The 18,911-nt window shown below is 61.2% G+C and carries 14 protein-coding genes; 8 read left to right on the forward strand and 6 right to left on the reverse strand.

Going from position 1 to position 18,911, the window contains the following annotated elements; genetic code table 11:
• Positions 1-39: 39 nt before the first annotated feature.
• The gene (locus tag ACA062_RS23400; protein ID WP_497453226.1) at positions 40-1,233 is read left to right on the forward strand and encodes a benzoate/H(+) symporter BenE family transporter; all 1,194 of its coding nucleotides are present in this window, start codon (positions 40-42) and stop codon (positions 1,231-1,233) included.
• A gap of 144 nt (positions 1,234-1,377) precedes the next feature.
• Here ACA062_RS23400 and ACA062_RS23405 read toward each other — a convergent pair whose 3' ends face one another.
• Positions 1,378-1,722: a YggL family protein gene (locus ACA062_RS23405; protein WP_007896965.1), complete on the reverse strand. Its 345-nt coding sequence runs from the start codon at positions 1,720-1,722 to the stop codon at positions 1,378-1,380.
• Positions 1,723-1,955: 233 nt separating this feature from the next.
• Here ACA062_RS23405 and dacB point away from each other — a divergent pair, with 233 nt between their 5' ends.
• Entirely contained in the window at positions 1,956-3,416 is a 1,461-nt protein-coding gene (gene dacB, locus ACA062_RS23410; RefSeq protein WP_497453227.1) for a D-alanyl-D-alanine carboxypeptidase/D-alanyl-D-alanine endopeptidase, read from the forward strand.
• 55 nt (positions 3,417-3,471) lie between these two features.
• Here dacB and ACA062_RS23415 read toward each other — a convergent pair whose 3' ends face one another.
• Both ACA062_RS23415 and rlmKL read right to left on the reverse strand, forming a co-directional pair.
• Positions 3,472-5,871 carry a sensor domain-containing diguanylate cyclase gene (locus tag ACA062_RS23415; RefSeq protein WP_497453228.1) on the reverse strand — a complete coding sequence of 800 codons (2,400 nt, stop codon included), beginning with the start codon at positions 5,869-5,871 and terminating at the stop codon, positions 3,472-3,474.
• A gap of 195 nt (positions 5,872-6,066) precedes the next feature.
• Positions 6,067-8,343 carry a bifunctional 23S rRNA (guanine(2069)-N(7))-methyltransferase RlmK/23S rRNA (guanine(2445)-N(2))-methyltransferase RlmL gene (gene rlmKL / locus ACA062_RS23420; RefSeq protein ID WP_497453229.1) on the reverse strand — a complete coding sequence of 759 codons (2,277 nt, stop codon included), beginning with the start codon at positions 8,341-8,343 and terminating at the stop codon, positions 6,067-6,069.
• 530 nt (positions 8,344-8,873) lie between these two features.
• On the opposite strand from rlmKL, the gene rmf reads away from it, so the two are divergent.
• Positions 8,874-9,089, forward strand: coding sequence for a ribosome modulation factor (gene rmf / locus ACA062_RS23425; protein ID WP_003223300.1), 216 nt, complete (start codon positions 8,874-8,876; stop codon positions 9,087-9,089).
• 446 nt (positions 9,090-9,535) lie between these two features.
• On the opposite strand, the gene ACA062_RS23430 is transcribed toward rmf, so the two are convergent.
• The gene (locus ACA062_RS23430) at positions 9,536-10,555 is read right to left on the reverse strand and encodes a quinone-dependent dihydroorotate dehydrogenase (protein ID WP_497453230.1); all 1,020 of its coding nucleotides are present in this window, start codon (positions 10,553-10,555) and stop codon (positions 9,536-9,538) included.
• Between the two features lie 230 nt (positions 10,556-10,785).
• On the opposite strand from ACA062_RS23430, the gene ACA062_RS23435 reads away from it, so the two are divergent.
• The 5 genes from ACA062_RS23435 to cobA all read left to right on the forward strand — a co-directional run bounded on the left by ACA062_RS23435 (position 10,786) and on the right by cobA (position 16,827).
• Complete coding sequence (locus ACA062_RS23435) at positions 10,786-11,997, forward strand: CmpA/NrtA family ABC transporter substrate-binding protein (protein WP_497453231.1); 1,212 nt, start codon at positions 10,786-10,788, stop codon at positions 11,995-11,997.
• 15 nt (positions 11,998-12,012) lie between these two features.
• Positions 12,013-12,588 (forward strand): ANTAR domain-containing response regulator, encoded by a 576-nt coding sequence (locus tag ACA062_RS23440; RefSeq protein ID WP_150745416.1) that lies wholly within the window; start codon positions 12,013-12,015, stop codon positions 12,586-12,588.
• A gap of 337 nt (positions 12,589-12,925) precedes the next feature.
• Positions 12,926-14,137: a nitrate/nitrite transporter gene (locus tag ACA062_RS23445; RefSeq protein WP_368990730.1), complete on the forward strand. Its 1,212-nt coding sequence runs from the start codon at positions 12,926-12,928 to the stop codon at positions 14,135-14,137.
• A 7-nt stretch (positions 14,138-14,144) separates the two neighbouring features.
• A complete protein-coding gene (locus ACA062_RS23450; RefSeq protein WP_497453232.1) occupies positions 14,145-15,815 on the forward strand; it encodes a bifunctional protein-serine/threonine kinase/phosphatase in 1,671 nt (556 codons plus the stop codon).
• 229 nt (positions 15,816-16,044) lie between these two features.
• Positions 16,045-16,827: a uroporphyrinogen-III C-methyltransferase gene (gene cobA / locus ACA062_RS23455; protein WP_497453233.1), complete on the forward strand. Its 783-nt coding sequence runs from the start codon at positions 16,045-16,047 to the stop codon at positions 16,825-16,827.
• Positions 16,828-17,096: 269 nt separating this feature from the next.
• Here the strand turns inward: cobA and ACA062_RS23460 are convergent, their stop codons facing one another.
• Both ACA062_RS23460 and sigX read right to left on the reverse strand, forming a co-directional pair.
• On the reverse strand, positions 17,097-18,131 hold the full coding sequence (locus ACA062_RS23460) for an OmpA family protein (protein ID WP_128870632.1): 1,035 nt from the start codon (positions 18,129-18,131) through the stop codon (positions 17,097-17,099).
• A gap of 107 nt (positions 18,132-18,238) precedes the next feature.
• Positions 18,239-18,829, reverse strand: a complete 591-nt coding sequence (sigX, locus tag ACA062_RS23465) for an RNA polymerase sigma factor SigX (RefSeq protein WP_064678884.1) — start codon at positions 18,827-18,829, stop codon at positions 18,239-18,241.
• Positions 18,830-18,911: the final 82 nt, after the last annotated feature.

The raw sequence follows: 18,911 nt of genomic DNA on the forward strand, positions 1-18,911 counted from the left end.
GCCCTGGATATTTTCGTATGTATAAGGAACACCGCTGTCATGACCGACGCCACGCACACGCAACTCCGCCCTCTGGCCGACACCTCACCTTCGGCCATCGTCGCCGGCTTCATCGCGATGATGACCGGCTACACCAGCTCCCTGGTGCTGATGTTCCAGGCCGGGCAAGCGGCGGGCCTGACCAGCGGGCAGATTTCATCGTGGATCTGGGCGATCTCGATCGGCATGGCGGTGTGCTCGATCGGCCTGTCGTTGCGTTATCGCACGCCGATCACCATCGCCTGGTCGACCCCCGGCGCGGCCTTGCTGATCACCAGCCTGGGCGGCGTGAGCTACGGCGAAGCCATCGGCGCCTACATCACCTGCGCGGTGCTGGTGACGGCCTGCGGTTTGACCGGCAGCTTCGAGCGCCTGGTGAAAAAGATTCCGGCCTCATTGGCCGCGGCCTTGCTGGCCGGGATTCTGTTCAAGATCGGCAGCGAAATCTTTGTCGCCGCGCAACACCGCACCGCGCTGGTGCTGGGGATGTTCTTCACTTACCTGCTGGTCAAGCGCCTGTCCCCGCGTTATGCAGTGCTGGCGGCATTGCTGATCGGCACGGCACTGTCGGGCTTGATGGGGTTGCTGGATTTCAGCGGTTTCCATCTGGAACTGGCGACGCCGGTCTGGACCACGCCGCACTTCTCCCTGGCCGCGACCATCAGCATCGGCATCCCGCTGTTCGTGGTGGCGATGACGTCGCAGAACATGCCGGGCATCGCCGTGTTGCGCGCCGACGGTTACACCGTGCCAGCCTCGCCACTGATCACCACCACCGGCATTGCCTCGTTGCTGCTGGCCCCCTTCGGCTCCCACGGGATCAACCTGGCGGCCATCAGCGCAGCGATCTGCACCGGCCCCCATGCCCATGAGGATCGCCACAAGCGCTACACGGCGGCCGTCTGGTGCGGAATTTTCTACGGCATCGCCGGGGTATTTGGCGCAACGTTGGCGGCACTGTTTGCCGCATTGCCCAAAGAGCTGGTGCTGTCGATTGCCGCGCTGGCGCTGTTCGGGTCGATCATCAATGGCTTGAGCATTGCCATGAGTGAAGTGAAGGAGCGTGAAGCGGCGCTGATTACCTTCATGGTCACGGCGTCGGGGTTGACGCTGTTTTCCATCGGGTCGGCATTCTGGGGGATTGTGGCGGGGGTGTTGACATTGGTGATTCTGAATTGGCGTAAAGCCCTGTAGGAGCAAGCTTGCTCGCGATGGACGTTAACGATAACGCGTTTTTCCTGAATGAACGCGTCGACCTTGAGACCATCGCGAGCAAGCTCGCTCCTACAAAAAAAGCAAAAAAAAACGGCGACCCGAGGGTCGCCGTTTTTCATGACATCAAGCTACCGGATTGATCGGCTTTTCCGGGTACCAGACGTCGATCAGCGGGCTGACAGTCGCTTCGGTCAGTTCGCTGCGGCCCTTGAGCCAGGCTTCAACAGCGGCACGCTGCTCTTCGGACACCGAGCCACGCTTCTGCAGGCAAACCAGACCGAAGTCGTCGCCGCCAACATAGCCCAGGCCGTTGGCTTCCATGGCTTCTTTGAGGAATGCGTCGAGGAAAGCATCAATGGCTTCATCAGCCAAATCTTCTTTGAAATCCAGGTTCAGCTCGAAACCCAGCTCTTGAAATTCATCGACGCACAGTTTTTTGCGCAGACGCTGGGAACGGTTAGTCGCCATTGGAACAATCCTCATAAGTAATAACGGGCGGCACTTTAGCAGTTTAAGCCGCCGATTGCCCGTCTCTCGGCGGCGCCACGCCTACCGTCGGTAAAAAAATAGCGGAATTGAACGCCAGGGCACGGCACAAGCCGCTACACCTTGGGGCATAATGCCGACACTTTCATGACCACTGAGGGAATTCATCTTCATGCCCTCGTCTTTTTCCCCTCGGCTGTAGGGTTTTATTGCACATGATCAAGTCTTTGCGCCCATTGTTGCTGGCCGGTTTACTGCTTCCCCTGGCCTTCCCCGTTTCCGCCGCTGCCATCAACACCGGGCTGTCGCCCAACGTCGAAAAGGCCATCAAGGCCAGCAAAATGCCGAACAGCGCCCTGTCGCTGGTGATGATCCCGCTCAACGGCCCTGGCACCCCGACCATTTACAACGCTGACGTCTCGGTCAATCCGGCCTCGACCATGAAGCTGGTCACCACTTACGCGGCCCTGGAAATGCTCGGCCCGAACCACCAGTGGAAAACCGAGTTCTACACCGACGGCACCCTCAGCGGCGGCATTCTCAACGGCAACCTCTACCTCAAGGGCGGCGGCGACCCCAAGCTGAACATGGAAAAACTCTGGCTGCTGATGCGCGACCTGCGCGCCAACGGCGTGACGCAAGTCACCGGCGACCTGGTGCTGGACCGCAACTTCTTCATGCAACCGCAACTGCCCGAGTTCAACGACGACGGCAATGACGAGAACAAACCGTTCCTGGTCAAGCCCGACTCGCTGCTGGTCAACCTCAAGGCCCTGCGTTTTGTCGCGCGTAACGACAACGGCCGGGTGCTGGTGTCGGTGGAACCGCCGATCGCCAGCATTCGCATCGAGAACCAGGTCAAGGCCGTCAATTCCAAGCAATGCACCGGGGGCGTACGGTACAACCCGGTCACTCAGGCCGACGGCAGCGTGACCGTGACCGTCGGCGGCCAGCTCGGCGATGGCTGCAGCTCCCAGACCTACCTGTCGCTGCTCGACCACGCGACCTATACCGCGGGTGCGGTACGGGCGATCTGGAAGGAGTTGGGTGGCAGCATTCAAGGCAAGGATGTGCTGGCGCCAACGCCGAAAGACGCCAAGGTTCTGGCCCGCGCCTTCTCGCCGGACCTGGCGGAAATCATCCGCGACATCAACAAATACAGTAACAACACCATGGCCCAGCAGCTGTTCCTGAGCCTGGGCCAGAAATTCCGCACCGACGCCGACGGTGACGACGCCAAGGCCGCCCAGCGTGTGGTACGGCAGTGGCTGGCGAAGAAAGGCATCACCGCGCCGCACCTGGTGATGGAGAACGGCTCCGGCCTGTCCCGTGCAGAACGTGTGAGCGCGCGGGAAATGGCGGCGATGTTGCAAGCCGCATGGCGCAGCCCGTATTCCGCCGAGTTCATCAGCTCGATGCCGATTGCCGGCACCGACGGCACGATGCGCAAACGCCTGAAGACCACCGCCATGCGCGGTGAGGCCCATGTCAAGACCGGCACACTGAACACGGTACGGGCGATCTCCGGCTACAGCCGCGACATCAACGGCAACACTTGGGCGGTGGTGGCGATCCTCAACGACAAGGCACCGTTTGGCGCTTCCTCGGTGCTGGACCAGGTGCTGCTGGACTTGTATCGCCAGCCGAAACTGCCGGAAACGGCTTCGGTGTTGTAACCCACAGTTCCCTTGTAGGAGCGAGCTCGCTCCTACAGGGGGTATGCGAACAGCCTTAATCCATCTCGCTTTCAACCCGATCCCGCCCTGCCTGTTTCGCCGCATAAACCCCGGAATCCGCCCGCAGCAGCAGCTCATCCGCCCCCTCCCCGACCCGCCGGCTGGCAATGCCGAAACTCGCGGTGACGATCCCGACGTCGTCGATCGGTGTGTTGCGCAACCCTTGCCACAACTCCAGCGCCAACACATGGGCCTGTTTGCCGTCGATACCGGGGCAGAGCACCATGAACTCCTCGCCACCCAGGCGACAGAACACGTCAGAGCGGCGCAGCCGATGGCCGATGCGCTCGCAGACTGCCTGCAACACCCGATCGCCCACTGCGTGACCATGCTGGTCATTGATGCGCTTGAAGTGGTCGATATCGAGCATGATCACCGATAACTCGCCGCCACCGCGCTCGACCCGGGCCATTTCGGTCGTCAGGCGTTCCTGGAAATAGCGGCGGTTGTGGATCCCGGTCAGGGAGTCCGTGACCGACAGCGCCCGCAGTTCTTCCTCGACCCGTTTCAGGTCGGAAATGTCCGAGACGTAGCCATGCCAGAGTACACCGCCGCCGGGCAGTTCCTCCGGGGTCGCCTCGCCACGGACCCAGCGTAGGCCGCGCACGGGCAATTGCACGCGGTACTCTTCGCGCCACGGGCTGAGGGTGTCTGCCGACGCCCGGATCGAGGCGCGGACCCGGGCCGTGTCCTGGGGATGAATCCGGGTGAAAATCGTTTCGGCATTGAGCAACAACACGTCGGGCTCCAGCTCATAGATCTCACGGATACCGTCGCTGGCGTAAATCACACTGAAGCGCCCGTCGAACTCCATCTTGAATTGGTAGATGCCGCCGGGCACATGGGCGCTGAGTTTCTTCAGCAACAGATCCCGGGCCGCCAGGGCCTCGTGGACCCGTTTGCGCTCGGTGATGTCGATACAGATCGCCAGGTGGCCGACCCACAGGCCTTGCTCGTCGAGTACCGGGGTTGCCAGCATGTTCACCGTCAGATGGCTGCCATCGCTGCGCAACAGCGTCCACTCCCGCGCTTCGTGACCGCCCTCTTCACCTCCCTCGACCAGCATCGCCTGGCAGGTCGGAATCGGCTTGCCGTAACGCGCGCTCAACTCCGCCGAGCGCGCCATGAGTTCGTGGGGCAGGTGCAGGTTTTCCAGGGTCATATGGCCCACCGCCTGCGCGCTGGTGTAGCCGAGCATTTGCTCCGCACCGGCGTTGAACGTGCTGACGATGCCCCGCAGGTCGGTGGCGATGATCGCAACCTGCGTCGCGGCATCCAGCACGCCCCGCAACTGGCCATGGGTGCCGCGCAGCTCCTGTTCACGGGCGCGCAGTTCATGTGTGCGCTGTTCGACCATTTTCAACGCCCGCTGACGCTGACTGACCAGCACGTAAAGCAAGGCACTGAGCAACACACTGAGCAAACCGCCCAGCACCACCAGGCTGGTCACCGAAGAATGGTTGGCCTCCAGAAAAGCCGCGCTGGGCAGTATGTCGACTTGATAGTCGCGGTCGGCCATTCGCAGCAACCGGGTCGCCGACAATTCGCTGGTCGCCGGCGTATTGAAGGATTCGAACAGCACTTCGTGCTGATCGTCGGTGGAAAAGTCGAGGATTCGCACCGAGAGATAATCATGATCCGCCTCGGGCAACCCATCCGCCAGCAACTGGCGCATGCTGATGACCGCCATCACATAGCCGTAGGGTTTGCCTGCCGCCGTGCCCGCACGGTTGCGCGACATCACCGGCGCCAACAGCAGCACACCGCGTGCATAGGCCGGTTCGATACTGATCAGATGCAGCGGCTGCGACACCGCCATGCCGCCCGACGCGTCCGCGCGTTCAAGTGTGGCGCGACGCAAAGGTTGGGCCAGCAAGTCATAGCCCAGTGGCGAGCCGAGCTTGCTCCGGGTCTGGCTGAAGAGCACCGGCACGTACTCATCCCGCTCGGCCGCCAGTTGCAGCTGCCCGTCGGCAACGAGTTCCCGGATGGTGAAATCAGGCAGCCCTTCTTCGCGCACCTGACGCTCGAATTCCGGCCGTTCGGCACGGGTCACCCGCCGAGCGAACGAGTACGCTTGGGTTCGATGAAGCAAAGGTTGGGTGTAACCGTCGAATTCGTCCCGGGACACCGAGTCGGAATTGGCAAAGAACCGGCGCAGGCCATCGAGGCGCTGCACCTGGTCTTCGAAGCGTTCTTCGATACGGCTGTAACGCTCGCTGGCCAGCAGCTGGAACCGTTGCCGCAATTGTTGGTGAAACAGATTCAGCGTCGACCAGGCCAGCAATCCCGTGAGAATCCCCCCGGCGAGCAACACCAGCAGCGCGACCAGCCAGGCCGAGACGTCTTCACTGATAAACCCCAGGATCTTTGGGCGCACGGCGTTCAACGACATAGACGCAACTCGAGACGCCAGGTGCGGGAAAGCCCATTGGCTATCTTGAGTTATAGCTATTAGCCACTAACTTCACCAGTCCCTGTAGGAGCGAGGCTTGCCCGCGAACCAGGCGCCGCGGTGTCTCTGTAATACCGCGTCATCGTTCTTCGCCGGCAAGCCTGGCTCCTACAGGTGTTCCAATCGATTCAAGCCTCAGCGCGCCATGATTTTCCAGGCACGGTGGATTTTGCCGTTACGGGCGAAATCCGGATCAATGGTCTGGGCGGTGATTTCCTCCACCGCGTAACGCTCGGTAAGGTTCTCCTCCAGGGTGAACTTGCGGAAGTTGTTGGAGAAGTACAACACCCCACCCGGTGCCAGCCGCGCCATGGCCAGGTCGATCAGTTGCACCTGGTCCCGTTGCACGTCGAAGATGCCTTCCATGCGCTTGGAGTTGGAGAAGGTCGGCGGGTCGATGAAAATCAGGTCGTACTCGTCACGGCAGGCGTCGAGCCAGGCCATCACGTCGCCCTGCTCCAGCCGGTTCTTGTCGGAGAAGCCATTGAGCGACAGGTTGCGCCGCGCCCAGTCCAGGTACGTTTTCGACAAATCGACGCTGGTGGTGCTGCGCGCACCACCCTTCGCCGCGTGGACGCTGGCGGTCGCGGTGTAGCAATACAGGTTGAGGAAGCGCTTGCCGGCCGCCTCTTTCTGGATTCGCATGCGCATCGGCCGGTGGTCAAGGAACAGCCCGGTGTCGAGGTAGTCGGTGAGGTTGACCAGCAGTTTCACGCCGCCTTCGCTGACCTCGACGAACTTGCCCTGGGCCGCCTGGCGCTCGTACTGCTTGGTGCCGCTCTGACGCTCGCGACGCTTGACCACCACGCGGCTCTTGTCGATGTTCAACGCCTGGGGAATGGCCGCGAGGGCATCGAACATCCGCGCCGAGGCTTTTTCCGGGTCGATGGATTTCGGTGCGGCGTATTCCTGGACGTGGACCCAATCCTGATACAGGTCGATGGCCATCGAGTATTCCGGCATGTCGGCGTCATACACGCGATAGCAATCGATGCCTTCACGCTTGACCCACTTGCCCAGGGCCTTGAGGTTCTTTTGCAGGCGATTGGCGAACATCTGTCCGCCTTCGCTCAAGCGCGGTTGCTCGACCACCACCGGCGCCGGTTTGATCGGGTTGCCGTTCTTGTTGTACTTCTCGTACTTGCCGGGTGCCACATCGTTGTCGGCAACCTCGACTTCGGCTCGAACTTGTTCGCGCTCGACCTGACGCTGTTCCGGGGTGCGTCGCTCACCGGTGACGAACTGGTCTGGCGTGACCTTGATCAGCAGCAATTTGCACGGCAAGGCGCCGTTCCAGAATGAATATTGTTTGTGGCTGCGAATACCCATGCGCTTGCCCAGGTCCGGGGCGCCGGTGAAGACCGCGGCTTCCCAGTTCAGGCAGGCCTGACGCAGACGTTCGCCGAGGTTCTGGTAGAGATAGAGCAAACTCGCCTCGTCACCCAGACGTTCGCCGTACGGCGGGTTGCAGATCACCAGGCCTTTCTGGTTCTGGTCCGGACGCGGTTCGAAGGTACCGACTTCGCCCTGGTAGATCTTGATCCACTCGCTCAGGCCGGCGCGCTCGACGTTGTTGCGGCCCGGTTGTATCAGGCGGGGGTCGGCTTCGTAACCGCGAATCCACAGGGGTGGCTTGGCCAGGCCGGCCGCGCAACGTTCAGTGGCTTCTTCGTGAAGTTTTTTCCACAGCGCTGGCACGTGACCGAGCCAGGCCGTAAAGCCCCACTGTTCGCGACGCAGGTTCGGCGCCATGTCGGCGGCGATCATCGCTGCTTCCACCAGGAAGGTACCGACACCGCACATCGGGTCAGCCAGGGCGCCGCCTTCGGCAGCAATCCGTGGCCAGCCGGAACGGATCAGGATCGCCGCCGCGAGGTTTTCCTTCAGCGGCGCCGCCCCCTGCTGCAAGCGATAGCCGCGCTGGTGCAGGCTGTGGCCGGAGAGGTCGAGGGAGAGAATCGCTTCGCCGCGATCCAGGCGCAGGTGAATGCGCAGGTCCGGGTTGAGCTTGTCGATGGATGGACGGTCGCCCTGCGGGGTGCGCAGTTTGTCGACGATGGCGTCCTTGACCTTCAGGGCGCCGAAGTGGGTGTTGTCGATCCCCGAGCCGTGACCGCTGAACTCGACGGCCAGGGTGCCGTCATTGAGCATGTGGTCTTGCCACTCGATATCGAGCACACCGTGGTAGAGGTCTTCGGCATCCTTCATCGGGAAACGCTTGAGCACCAGCAGCACCCGGTTCGCCAGACGCGACCACAGGCACAGGCGATAGGCGGTTTCCATGGTTGCCATGCCGCGCACGGCAGAGGTGTGCTCACGCGCTTCTTCAAGGCCAAGCCCGATGGCTTCCTCGATAAGCAGGCCTTCAAGGCCTTTGGGGCAAGTGAGGAAGAGTTCGAAACGATCGGACATGGGAATTCCAGAACCTTTAGCTGAGTGGACCGGCAACGCATTGCCGGCCCGGTTTTCAATCAGGCGCTTTTCTAAAAGAGCGCCCGCGTGGCACGAAGGTGTGCCGTCCCACCGGTGCTGCTCCGGTCAAAGGAGCTTAGATGCACAGGTAGATAAAAAAGTTGAAGCAACAAAATGTCATAAATCGACCCTTCGTCGAATAATGCCCCGCGTAATGCGAGCCATTCTCAGCAAAGGATTAACCCCATCATCTAGCGCAGGGCCCGATCATACCGGGGTTTGACCAATCACAGGCGGACAAACATCGTGTTACTTATTGCCTTACCATCTTTATCGTTACGTCCTTATGACAAAACGATCATTCCCTCGATGTGACGCATTGGTTAGAACTCAACACAGGTTGACGTCGCAACGGCGTCAACACCTTGGCTCGCGACGCCGGCAGCGAGCCCCAACGGCAGGAGTTTTTCTGCCAGACCTCAATTGAGGTCGACGCGATACATACAGTCAACAAGTGAGGGCAACACCCTATGAGAAGACTTAAGCGTGATCCGTTGGAAAGAGCATTTTTGCGCGGATATCAATATGGCGTTGGTGGCAAATCCCGTGAGCTTTGCCCATTTACTCTACCGTCGGTACGTCAAGCCTGGATTAACGGCTGGCGAGAAGGACGCGGCGACAACTGGGACGGTATGACCGGCACTGCGGGAATCCACAGACTCAACGAACTTCACGCCGTCGGCTAATACAGGGCACAACACTCCGACACGACAATCTGATTACGTAAAAACTTACCACGCACGCCCCATCCGGGCGGCGGGCTCCGGCCCAAGGGCTCCCTCGAGGAGCCCTTTTTTATGCCATCGCCTGTCGGACGCCTTCCCCTGTAGGAGCCAGGCTTGCCGGCGAAAAACGCTGACGCGGTACAACAGATACACCGCGGCGCCTGGTTCGCCTGTAGGAGCCAGGCTTGCCGGCGAAGAACGCTGACGCGGTACAACAGATACACCGCGGCGCCTGGTTCGCCTGTAGGAGCCAGGCTTGCCGGCGAAGAACGCTGACGCGGTACAACAGATACACCGCGGCGCCTGGTTCGCCTGTAGGAGCCAGGCTTGCCGGCGAAGAACGCTGACGCGGTACAACAGATACACCGCGGCGCCTGGTTCGCGGGCAAGCCTCGCTCCTACAGGGATCAGCGCAAGGCGGCGATGGCGTCGACGGACTCGCGAATCAGCGCCGGGCCCTTATAGATGAAGCCGGAATACAGCTGCACCAGGCTCGCCCCCGCCGCGATTTTCTCGGCCGCGTGCTTGCCTTCGGTGATACCGCCCACGGCAATGATCGGCAAGCGACCGGCCAGTTCCGCCGCCAGCACTTTTACCGTGTGGGTGCTCTTCTCGCGAACCGGTGCGCCGGACAGGCCGCCCGCCTCGTCCCCGAACTCCATGCCTTCGACGCCGACACGGCTCAGGGTGGTGTTGGTGGCGATGACCGCGTCCATCCCCGTTTCGATCAACGCTTGCGCGACCTGAACGGTTTCTTCGTCGGTCATGTCCGGGGCAATCTTGATCGCCAGCGGCACATGTTTGCCGTGACGCAACGCCAGTTCCGCCCGACGCGTGGCCAGGTCGGCCAGCAACTGCTTGAGCGAGTCGCCGAACTGCAGGCTGCGCAAGCCCGGGGTGTTCGGCGAGCTGACGTTGACCGTCACGTAGCTGGCGTGGGCGTAGACCTTGTCCAGGCAGATCAGGTAGTCGTCGACCGCGCGCTCGACCGGCGTATCGAAGTTCTTGCCGATATTGATCCCCAGCACGCCCTTGTACTTGGCCGCGGCCACGCGGGCCAACAGGTGATCGACGCCGAGGTTGTTGAAACCCATGCGGTTGATGATCGCCTCGGCTTCCGGCAGACGGAAAATCCGTGGCTTCGGGTTGCCGGGTTGCGAACGCGGGGTAATGGTGCCGATTTCGACAAAGCCGAAACCCAGTTGGGCAAAACCGTCGATGGCCGCGCCATTCTTGTCGAGACCGGCGGCCAGGCCCACCGGATTCGGGAAGTCCAGGCCCATGACGGTCACCGGCATTTTCGCCGGCGCCTTGCACAGCAAGCCGTTGAGGCCCAAACGCCCGCCCGCGCCGATCAGGTCCAGGGACAGATCGTGGGAGGTTTCCGGGGAAAGTTGGAACAACAGCTGACGGGCCAGGGTGTACATGGGCGGCTTTGACTCGATTGGCGGCGAAATGAGGCGGCGATTATAGCCGGGCATCGGGGGTGCAGGCGAGGCACGCCGCAAAAACAGCCGGCGATGGCATATGCCTTGCACCGTCACTGGCATCAGCACCCATGCCAACGGCGGGATGGGTCGAAAGACAAAGGCGTCGTCACCTGGCCTTGCTCTGGCAAGCAGCCGATACGGCGCTTTTTTATGGAAGGTGTTTACCCATGATTGAAAATCCAGCCACCCCCCTGGCCTGGGTCCACGGCAGCGATGCCCCGGAAAAGACCGAAATCAACCTCGGCTTCATGGCCCTGAGCGACTGCGCTTCGGTGGTCGTCGCGGCCACCCAGGGTTTCGCCCAGCCCTATGGCGTGACCCTGAATCTCAAACGCCAGTCGTCGTGGGCCAGCCTGCGGGACAAACTGGTCAGCGGGGAACTCGATGCCGCTCATAGCCTGTACGGTCTGATTTATGCGGTTCACTTGGGGATAGGCGGTGTGGCGGCGACCGACATGGCCGTGCTGATGGGCCTGAACCAGAACGGCCAGAGCATCAACCTGTCCCATGGCTTGCAGGCCCTGGGCGTGACCAGTCCTGAAGCACTGGAGCGGCACGTGCACCAAAGTCGCCCAAAACTCACCTTTGCCCAAACGTTTCCAACCGGCACCCACGCCATGTGGCTGTATTACTGGCTGGCCAGCCAGGGCATCCACCCATTGCACGACGTCGACAGTGTAGTGGTGCCGCCGCCGCAAATGGTCGCGCACCTGCAAGCGGGACGCATCGACGGTTTTTGCGTCGGCGAACCCTGGTCCGCCAGTGCGGTGAAACAGAATCTCGGTTTTACCCTGGCGACGACCCAGACAATCTGGCCCGATCACCCGGAAAAAGTCCTCGGCTGCACCCGCACCTTCGTCGAGCAATATCCCAACACCGCACGGGCGCTGGTGATGGCGATCCTGGAGGCCAGCCGCTTCATCGAAGCCAGCACCGAGAATCGCCGCAGCACTGCTCAATTGCTCAGCGCAGCGCAATACCTGGACGCGCCACTCGATTGCATCGAACCGCGCTTGCTTGGCGACTATGCCGATGGCCTCGGCAATCGCTGGCAGGACCCGCACGCACTGCGCTTGCACGGCGCTGGCGAGGTCAACTTGCCATACTTGTCCGATGGCATGTGGTTCATGACCCAGTTCCGCCGCTGGGGTCTGTTGCGCGACGATCCGGACTACCTCGCAGTGGCGCGTCAGGTGCAGCAACTAGACTTGTACCGAGAGGCCGCCACTGCAGTAGGGGTTGCCGCCGGCAGTCAGCCAATGCGCAGCAGCCAGTTGATCGACGGCAAGGTCTGGGACGGCTCGGACCCCGCCGGCTATGCCCGCAGTTTCAAGCTGCATGCCATGAGCGACAGCTCACCGCTTTTCGCCAGCCGCTGACAGGAGACTGCAAATATGTTGCGAATCCTGCTGATCAACGACACCGCGAAGAAAGTTGGCCGCCTGAAAGCGGCCCTGACCGAAGCCGGGTTCGAAGTAATAGACGAATCCGGCCTGACCATCGACTTGCCCGCGCGCGTCGAAACGGTGCGTCCGGACGTGATTCTGATCGATACCGAGTCACCGAGCCGCGATGTCATGGAGCAAGTGGTGCTGGTGAGCCGCGATCAACCGCGGCCGATCGTGATGTTTACCGACGAGCATGACCCTGACGTGATGCGCCAGGCGATCAAGTCCGGGGTCAGCGCCTACATCGTCGAAGGCATTCACGCACAACGCTTGCAGCCGATTCTCGACGTCGCCATGGCGCGCTTTGAAAGTGACCAGGCCCTGCGTGCGCAACTGCAGGCCCGGGACCAGCAACTGGCCGAGCGCAAGCGCATCGAGCTGGCCAAGGGGTTGCTGATGAAGATGAAGGATTGCAACGAGGAACAGGCCTACACGCTGATGCGCCGCCAGGCCATGAGTCGCCAGCAGAAACTGATTCAGGTGGCGGAGCAGATCATCGCCATGAGTGAGTTGTTGGGCTGAAGCCCTGTATTGCCTTTAAGGGCCCCATCGCGGGCAAGCCCGCTCCCACAGGTTTCTCGGTGTCCACAAAACCTGTGGGAGCGGGCTTGCCCGCGATGGCCGCGACTCGGTGTTACTTGTTGGCACAGATCTCGCTAGGTAATCACCACAGGTAACCAACGGCGGTTGCCCCACCTACGACAAAGACGTCGCTCACCCCATTCGCTCCTGGCGAATCGGGTGGCGGCGTTTTTTTTGTTTTGGCCCCGCAGCCCGGGGCCGGTGGTGCGGCCGAATGCGGCGCCCCACTTGCAAGCTCATGACTCCTTCTCGAGACGACTAACAGCTGAGGTGCGCGATGAATTCAAGCTTCTGGAAATCCGGCCATACCCCGACCCTGTTCGCGGCCTTCCTCTATTTCGACCTGAGTTTCATGGTCTGGTACCTGCTCGGCCCCTTGGCGGTGCAGATCGCCGCCGACTTGCAATTGACCACCCAACAACGCGGGCTGGTGGTCGCCACGCCTATCCTGGCCGGGGCCATCCTGCGCTTTGTGATGGGTTTGCTGGCTGACCGCCTGTCGCCCAAGACCGCCGGGCTGATCGGCCAGGTGATCGTCATCTGCGCCCTGTTCGTCGCCTGGAAACACGGGATTCACAGTTATGAACAAGCGCTGCTGCTGGGCCTGTTCCTCGGCATGGCCGGCGCCTCCTTCGCCGTTGCGCTGCCGCTGGCCTCGCAATGGTACCCGCCGCAGCATCAAGGCAAAGCCATGGGCATCGCTGGCGCCGGCAACTCGGGCACCGTGCTCGCCGCCCTGATCGCCCCGGTGCTGGCCGCTTCGTTTGGCTGGAGCAACGTGTTCGGCTTCGCCCTGATCCCGCTGATCCTGACTATCATCACCTTTGCCTGGCTGGCCAAAAACGCCCCTGAACGGCCGAAAGCCAAGTCCGTGTCCGACTACTTCAAGGCCTTGGGCGACCGCGACAGCTGGTGGTTCATGTTCTTCTACAGCGTGACCTTCGGCGGCTTCATCGGCCTGGCCAGCGCCCTGCCCGGCTACTTCAACGACCAATACGGCCTGAGCCCGGTGACCGCCGGTTATTACACCGCGGCCTGTGTGTTCGGTGGCAGCCTGATGCGTCCGCTGGGCGGGGCCCTGGCCGACCGTTTCGGCGGGATTCGCACACTGCTGGCAATGTACACCGTGGCCGTGATCTGCATTGCGGCAGTAGGTTTTAATCTGCCGAGTTCCTATGCAGCCTTGGCGCTTTTCGTCTGCACCATGCTCGGTCTGGGTGCGGGCAATGGCGCGGTATTCCAGCTGGTTCCGCAGCGCTTCCGTCGGGAGATCGGTGTGATGACCGGTTTGATCGGCATGGCCGGCGGTATCGGTGGCTTCGCGCTTGCGGCCGGCATGGGCGCAATCAAGCAAAGCACCGGCAGCTATCAGCTGGCACTGTGGTTGTTCGCCAGTCTCGGGGTCCTTGCCTGGTTCGGCCTGCATGGGGTCAAACGTCGCTGGAGAACCACCTGGGGTTCGGCCGCCGTCACCGCTGCACGGGTGTGAAGGTTGAATGAGCCTGCAATTGAGTTTCGCCGAAGCGAGCGCCATCGGCCCTCGCGAGGAGAACCAGGACGCCCTGCGCCTGGTCACTCCGACCCCGGCGCTGGCGGCGAGCAAGGGTTACCTGTTCGCCATCGCCGACGGCGTCAGCCAGTGCGCCGATGGCGGCCTGGCCGCCCGCTCGACCTTGCAGGCCCTGGCGCTGGACTATTACGCCACCCCGGAAACCTGGGGTGTCGCCCAGGCGTTGGATCGCCTGTTGCTGGCACAGAATCGCTGGTTGCAGGCCAACGGTGGAGGGCAACCCTTGCTCACCACCGTCAGCGCTTTGGTCATGCGCGGCAGGCGCTTCACCCTGGCCCATGTCGGCGATTGCCGGGTCTATCGCTGGCACGCCGATGCGTTGCAACGGGTGAGCGAGGATCATGTCTGGGACCAGCCGGGCATGCAGCATGTACTCAAACGGGCGCTGGGGCTGGATCAACATCTGGTGCTGGATTTTCTCGATGGCGAATTGCGCGTCAACGAGAGCTTCGTGCTGCTCAGCGATGGGATCTGGGCCGTGCTGGGCGATACCGCTATTGCGGCGATCCTGCGCGATCAACCCAATCTGGAGAGCGCCGCGCAGACCCTGGTCAGCGCGGCGCATCTGGCCGGCAGTCAGGACAATGCCAGCGCCTTGCTGGTGCGGGTCGATGCCCTGGGTGAAACCAGCATCGGCGACGCGTTGATTCATTTGCAGCAATGGCCGCTGCCGCCAGTGCTGAAACCGGGCCAGGCCTTCGAGGGCTGGCAGGTCGAAGGAATACTCGGGCAGAGCCAGCAATCGCTGCTGTATCGGGTTCGCGACGGGCAACAACAGCCCTGGCTATTGAAAACCTTGCCCGGCGCGTTGCGCGACGACCACCTGGCCGGACAAGCGTTGCTGTCGGAGGAATGGTTTCTCAAGCGCGTTGCCGGACGGCACTTCCCTGAAGTCCACGCCGCCAGCCAGCGTCAGCATTTGTACTACGTGATGCGTGAATACTCGGGGTCGACCCTGGCGCAACTGCAGGAAAAAGTCGGCCCGCTGCCCTTGGCCCAATGGCTGGATCTGGCCGAACGCCTGCTGCGGGCGGTGGGCATGCTGCACCGACGGCAGATTCTCCATCGCGATATCAAGCCGGAGAACCTGCTGCTGGGGGACGACGGGGAGTTGCGCCTGCTGGACTTCGGCCTCGCCTACTGCCCCGGCCTCTGCGAAGACCAGCCCTCTACCCTGCCCGGAACGCCCAGCTATATCGCGCCGGAAGCCTTTGGCGGGGGCGCACCGACGCCGCAGCAGGACCTGTATGCCGTCGGCGTGACCTTGTATTTCCTGCTCACCGGGCACTATCCCTACGGCGAAATCGAAGCGTTCCAGCGACCGCGATTTGGCGTGCCGGTCAGTGCCAGCCGCTACCGGCCCGACCTGCCGGAATGGATCGCGCAATGCCTGGAACGCGGCGTTGCGGCGGATCCGGATCAGCGGTTTGAAACGGCGGAAGAATGGTTGCTGCTGTTGGAACAGGGCGAGCGGCGCAGCTTGAGCGTGCGGCCCAGACCCTTGCTGGAGCGCGAGCCGCTGAAGGTCTGGCGGACCTTGGCGCTGGTGTCGTTGGTGGTGAATCTGGTGCTGCTGGTTTTGGTGTTTCATGGGTAAAGATCAAAAGATCGCAGCCTCGTTGCACTCGACAGCTCCTACAAAAGCCCTGATGAAGCGGGTCCGGACTCCATTTTGAGACGCCATGACCGCTCTGCGAGGCCTTTTTCTACGCCGACCCCGGCATCGACAGCCGCTAACGCCCTGCGCTGCTCATACGCGCTGCCAGGGCCGTCGAGCCGGCTTGGCAACTATTGAGTGAGAAAGTCAACTCGTGAGGAAAAACACTATGAGCGCAAAAGTCTGGCTGGTGGGTGCGGGTCCTGGCGACCCGGAATTGCTGACGCTGAAAGCGGTACGGGCACTGCGAGAAGCGGATGTGGTGCTGATCGATGATCTGGTCAATCCCGCGGTACTGGAACATTGTCCCCAGGCGCGGATCATTCCCGTGGGCAAGCGCGGCGGCTGTCGCTCCACGCCCCAAGCGTTCATCCATGGTCTGATGCTGCGGTATGCCCGTCAGGGTAAATGCGTGGTGCGGCTCAAGGGTGGCGATCCGTGCATTTTTGGCCGGGGCGGTGAAGAGGCGCAGTGGTTACGCGAACGTGGCGTCGAGGCGGAGCTGGTCAATGGCATCACGGCCGGCCTTGCCGGTGCGACGCAGTGCGATATTCCGTTGACCCTGCGCGGCGTTGCGCGTGGCGTGACGCTGGTCACTGCCCACACCCAGGATGGCAGCTGCCTGAATTGGCAAGCCTTGGCCCAGGGCGGCACGACGCTGGTGATCTACATGGGGGTGGCGAAGCTGAGCGAGATCCGCGAGCAGTTGCTGGCCGGCGGAATGGCGGCAGATATGCCGGTGGCAATGATTGAAAACGCTTCACTGCCGCATCAGCGGGAATGTCGGAGCGATCTGACGGCCATGGAGGAAGATGCCTGCGCCTTTGAGTTGAAGAGCCCGGCGATCCTGGTGATCGGCGCTGTGGCGGCTTGTGATGAGATCAAAAGATCGTCCGAAACGCGGCCCGAACCTGCGGCAGCTCCTGCATGGGTTCGGCGTACATCGTTGTAGGCGCTGTGGCGGCTTGGGGAGATCAAAAGATCGCAGCCTCGTTTCACTCCACAGCTCCTACGTTGGTTCGGCGTACAGCCTTGTAGGCGCTGTGGCGGCTTGGGGAGATCAAAAGATCGAAGCCTCGTTTCACTCGGTAGGAGCTGTCGAGTGAAACGAGGCTGCCATCTTTTCGGGGCGCCGCCAAACCGCCAAAGCAAGGTTGAAACCCCAAATCGCAGGCAAAGAAAAGCCCGGCCGAAGCCGGGCTTTTCAGAGCTGCGAGCTAATTACTTAGCTTGAGCTTCAACCTGCGCTTCTACGCGACGGTTTACAGCACGGCCAGCTTCAGTAGCGTTGTCGGCAACTGGGCGGGATTCGCCGTAGCCAACAGACTGAACGCGGGACGATTCAACACCGTACTGGTTGGTCAGAACTTGCTTAACGGCGTTTGCACGACGCTCGGACAGTTTCTGGTTGTAAGCGTCAGGACCGACGGAGTCAGTGTGACCTTCAACAGTGGTGCTGGTCGATGGGTACTGCTTCATGAAGTCAGCGAGGTTCTTGATGTCGCCGTAGCTGTTAGGCTTGACTACCGACTTGTCGAAGTCGAACTTCACGTCCAGCTCAACACGAACAACTTCAGCAACTGCCGGGCAGCCATCAGCGTCAACAGTTACGTTGGCTGGGGTATCCGGGCACTTGTCAACGTTGTCGCACACGCCATCGTTGTCGCTGTCGGAGCAGACTTCAGCCGGTGCTGGAACTGGAGCAGCAGCAGGCTTGGAGCCGCCACCGAAGTTCACACCGATACCGACGCTTGGAGCCCACTCGGTGTCGCCCTGGTCGATGTTGTATTGAGCTTCAACGCCAGCACGGGCGTAGAAATTCTCGGTGAAGTACAGCTTGGCACCGCCGCCAACGTTGGCGAAGGTGGAACGGTTGCGACCGTTCGAGCCGTTCTGATCAATGCTCTGATCGGAGAAGCCAGCCGAGACGTACGGACGGACCATGTCGCCTGGGTTGTTGAAGTGGTACAGAGCGTCCAGAGCGGTGTTGGCGCCCTTGATGTTCTGGCCGGAGTCAGAACGAACGTTGTGCACTTCGTCGTAAGCCAGACGCAGTTCAACGTCGTCGGTCAGGAAGTAACCTACGGAACCGCCGAACAGGTTGCCGTTGTTCTTGAAGTTACGAGCGCTGTCGAATTGTTCTTTCTTTGCGAAGCCTTCGATTTCAACTGCGCCTTGGCCTTGTGCCAGAGCGCCGAACGAAGTGGCGGCAATCAAAGAACCAATGGCCAAGCCCAAGGTGTTTTTCAGTTTCATCCGTTAAATCCCCATCTGGTGATTGTGAAGCAGTCCCGCAAACCGGGGGACAACTCGGCGGCAAGTCTATCAGAACTTGCCTACACGTAAGAGATATTTGCGCTGAACTAAGTTTCAGCAACGCCTGCAAATTTCTCACGCAATTTGTCTAGAGCACGTTTGTAACGCATTTTTGTCGCACTCAAACCCATGTGCATGATGTCTGCGATCTCCTGAAATTCCAGCTCTGCGACAAATCGTAGCACCAGGATTTCACGGTCGATCGGGTTCACATACACCAACCAGCGATCAAGTCCGCCCTTCTCTTCGGGTTTCGGCGCCTTCTCTTCAGACGCTTCCTCGAGGGGGTCCAGACTCAAAGCGTCCATCAAGCGACGCTTTCGCCGTTCTTTCCGATACTGCGTGATGCATTCGTTGTACGTGATGCTATAAAGCCATGTCTTGAACTTCGATTTGCCCTCGAAGTTCTTCAAGCCATACAACACCTTCAACATCACTTCCTGACAGACATCATCTGCGTCGCGATCGTTCCCAAGATACCGTGCACAGACGTTAAATAATGTTCGCTGGTAACGCCGCATCAGTTCTTCATAGGCGCGCGTTACGTGAAACAGCTCGGTGTGCGAGCGCGCGACCAACTCCTCATCAGAGAGCTCGCGGGGGTCGTAGCGCGTGGAGAGCGATTGAGCTTTATTCAAAACAAGTCAGGGCCGACAGTCAGGTCAATGTCCGCCGCGGCCCTTGCGGGCTTTCAGCGGCGGCATACATTAGCAGGGTTTG

The organism is Pseudomonas sp. LBUM1679, assembly GCF_059695565.1.

Excerpts from the sequence above, each read along its gene's own strand:
- dacB (WP_497453227.1), top strand. The coding sequence starts at position 1,956 with ATGATCAAGTCTTTGCGCCCATTGTTGCTGGCCGGTTTACTGCTTCCC.
- ACA062_RS23445 (WP_368990730.1), top strand. The coding sequence starts at position 12,926 with ATGAATTCAAGCTTCTGGAAATCCGGCCATACCCCGACCCTGTTCGCG.
- rmf (WP_003223300.1), top strand. The coding sequence starts at position 8,874 with ATGAGAAGACTTAAGCGTGATCCGTTGGAAAGAGCATTTTTGCGCGGA.
- cobA (WP_497453233.1), top strand. The coding sequence starts at position 16,045 with ATGAGCGCAAAAGTCTGGCTGGTGGGTGCGGGTCCTGGCGACCCGGAA.
- ACA062_RS23400 (WP_497453226.1), top strand. The coding sequence starts at position 40 with ATGACCGACGCCACGCACACGCAACTCCGCCCTCTGGCCGACACCTCA.
- ACA062_RS23405 (WP_007896965.1), bottom strand. The coding sequence starts at position 1,722 with ATGGCGACTAACCGTTCCCAGCGTCTGCGCAAAAAACTGTGCGTCGAT.
- ACA062_RS23435 (WP_497453231.1), top strand. The coding sequence starts at position 10,786 with ATGATTGAAAATCCAGCCACCCCCCTGGCCTGGGTCCACGGCAGCGAT.
- ACA062_RS23440 (WP_150745416.1), top strand. The coding sequence starts at position 12,013 with ATGTTGCGAATCCTGCTGATCAACGACACCGCGAAGAAAGTTGGCCGC.
- ACA062_RS23450 (WP_497453232.1), top strand. The coding sequence starts at position 14,145 with ATGAGCCTGCAATTGAGTTTCGCCGAAGCGAGCGCCATCGGCCCTCGC.
- rlmKL (WP_497453229.1), bottom strand. The coding sequence starts at position 8,343 with ATGTCCGATCGTTTCGAACTCTTCCTCACTTGCCCCAAAGGCCTTGAA.
- ACA062_RS23430 (WP_497453230.1), bottom strand. The coding sequence starts at position 10,555 with ATGTACACCCTGGCCCGTCAGCTGTTGTTCCAACTTTCCCCGGAAACC.
- ACA062_RS23460 (WP_128870632.1), bottom strand. The coding sequence starts at position 18,131 with ATGAAACTGAAAAACACCTTGGGCTTGGCCATTGGTTCTTTGATTGCC.
- ACA062_RS23415 (WP_497453228.1), bottom strand. The coding sequence starts at position 5,871 with ATGTCGTTGAACGCCGTGCGCCCAAAGATCCTGGGGTTTATCAGTGAA.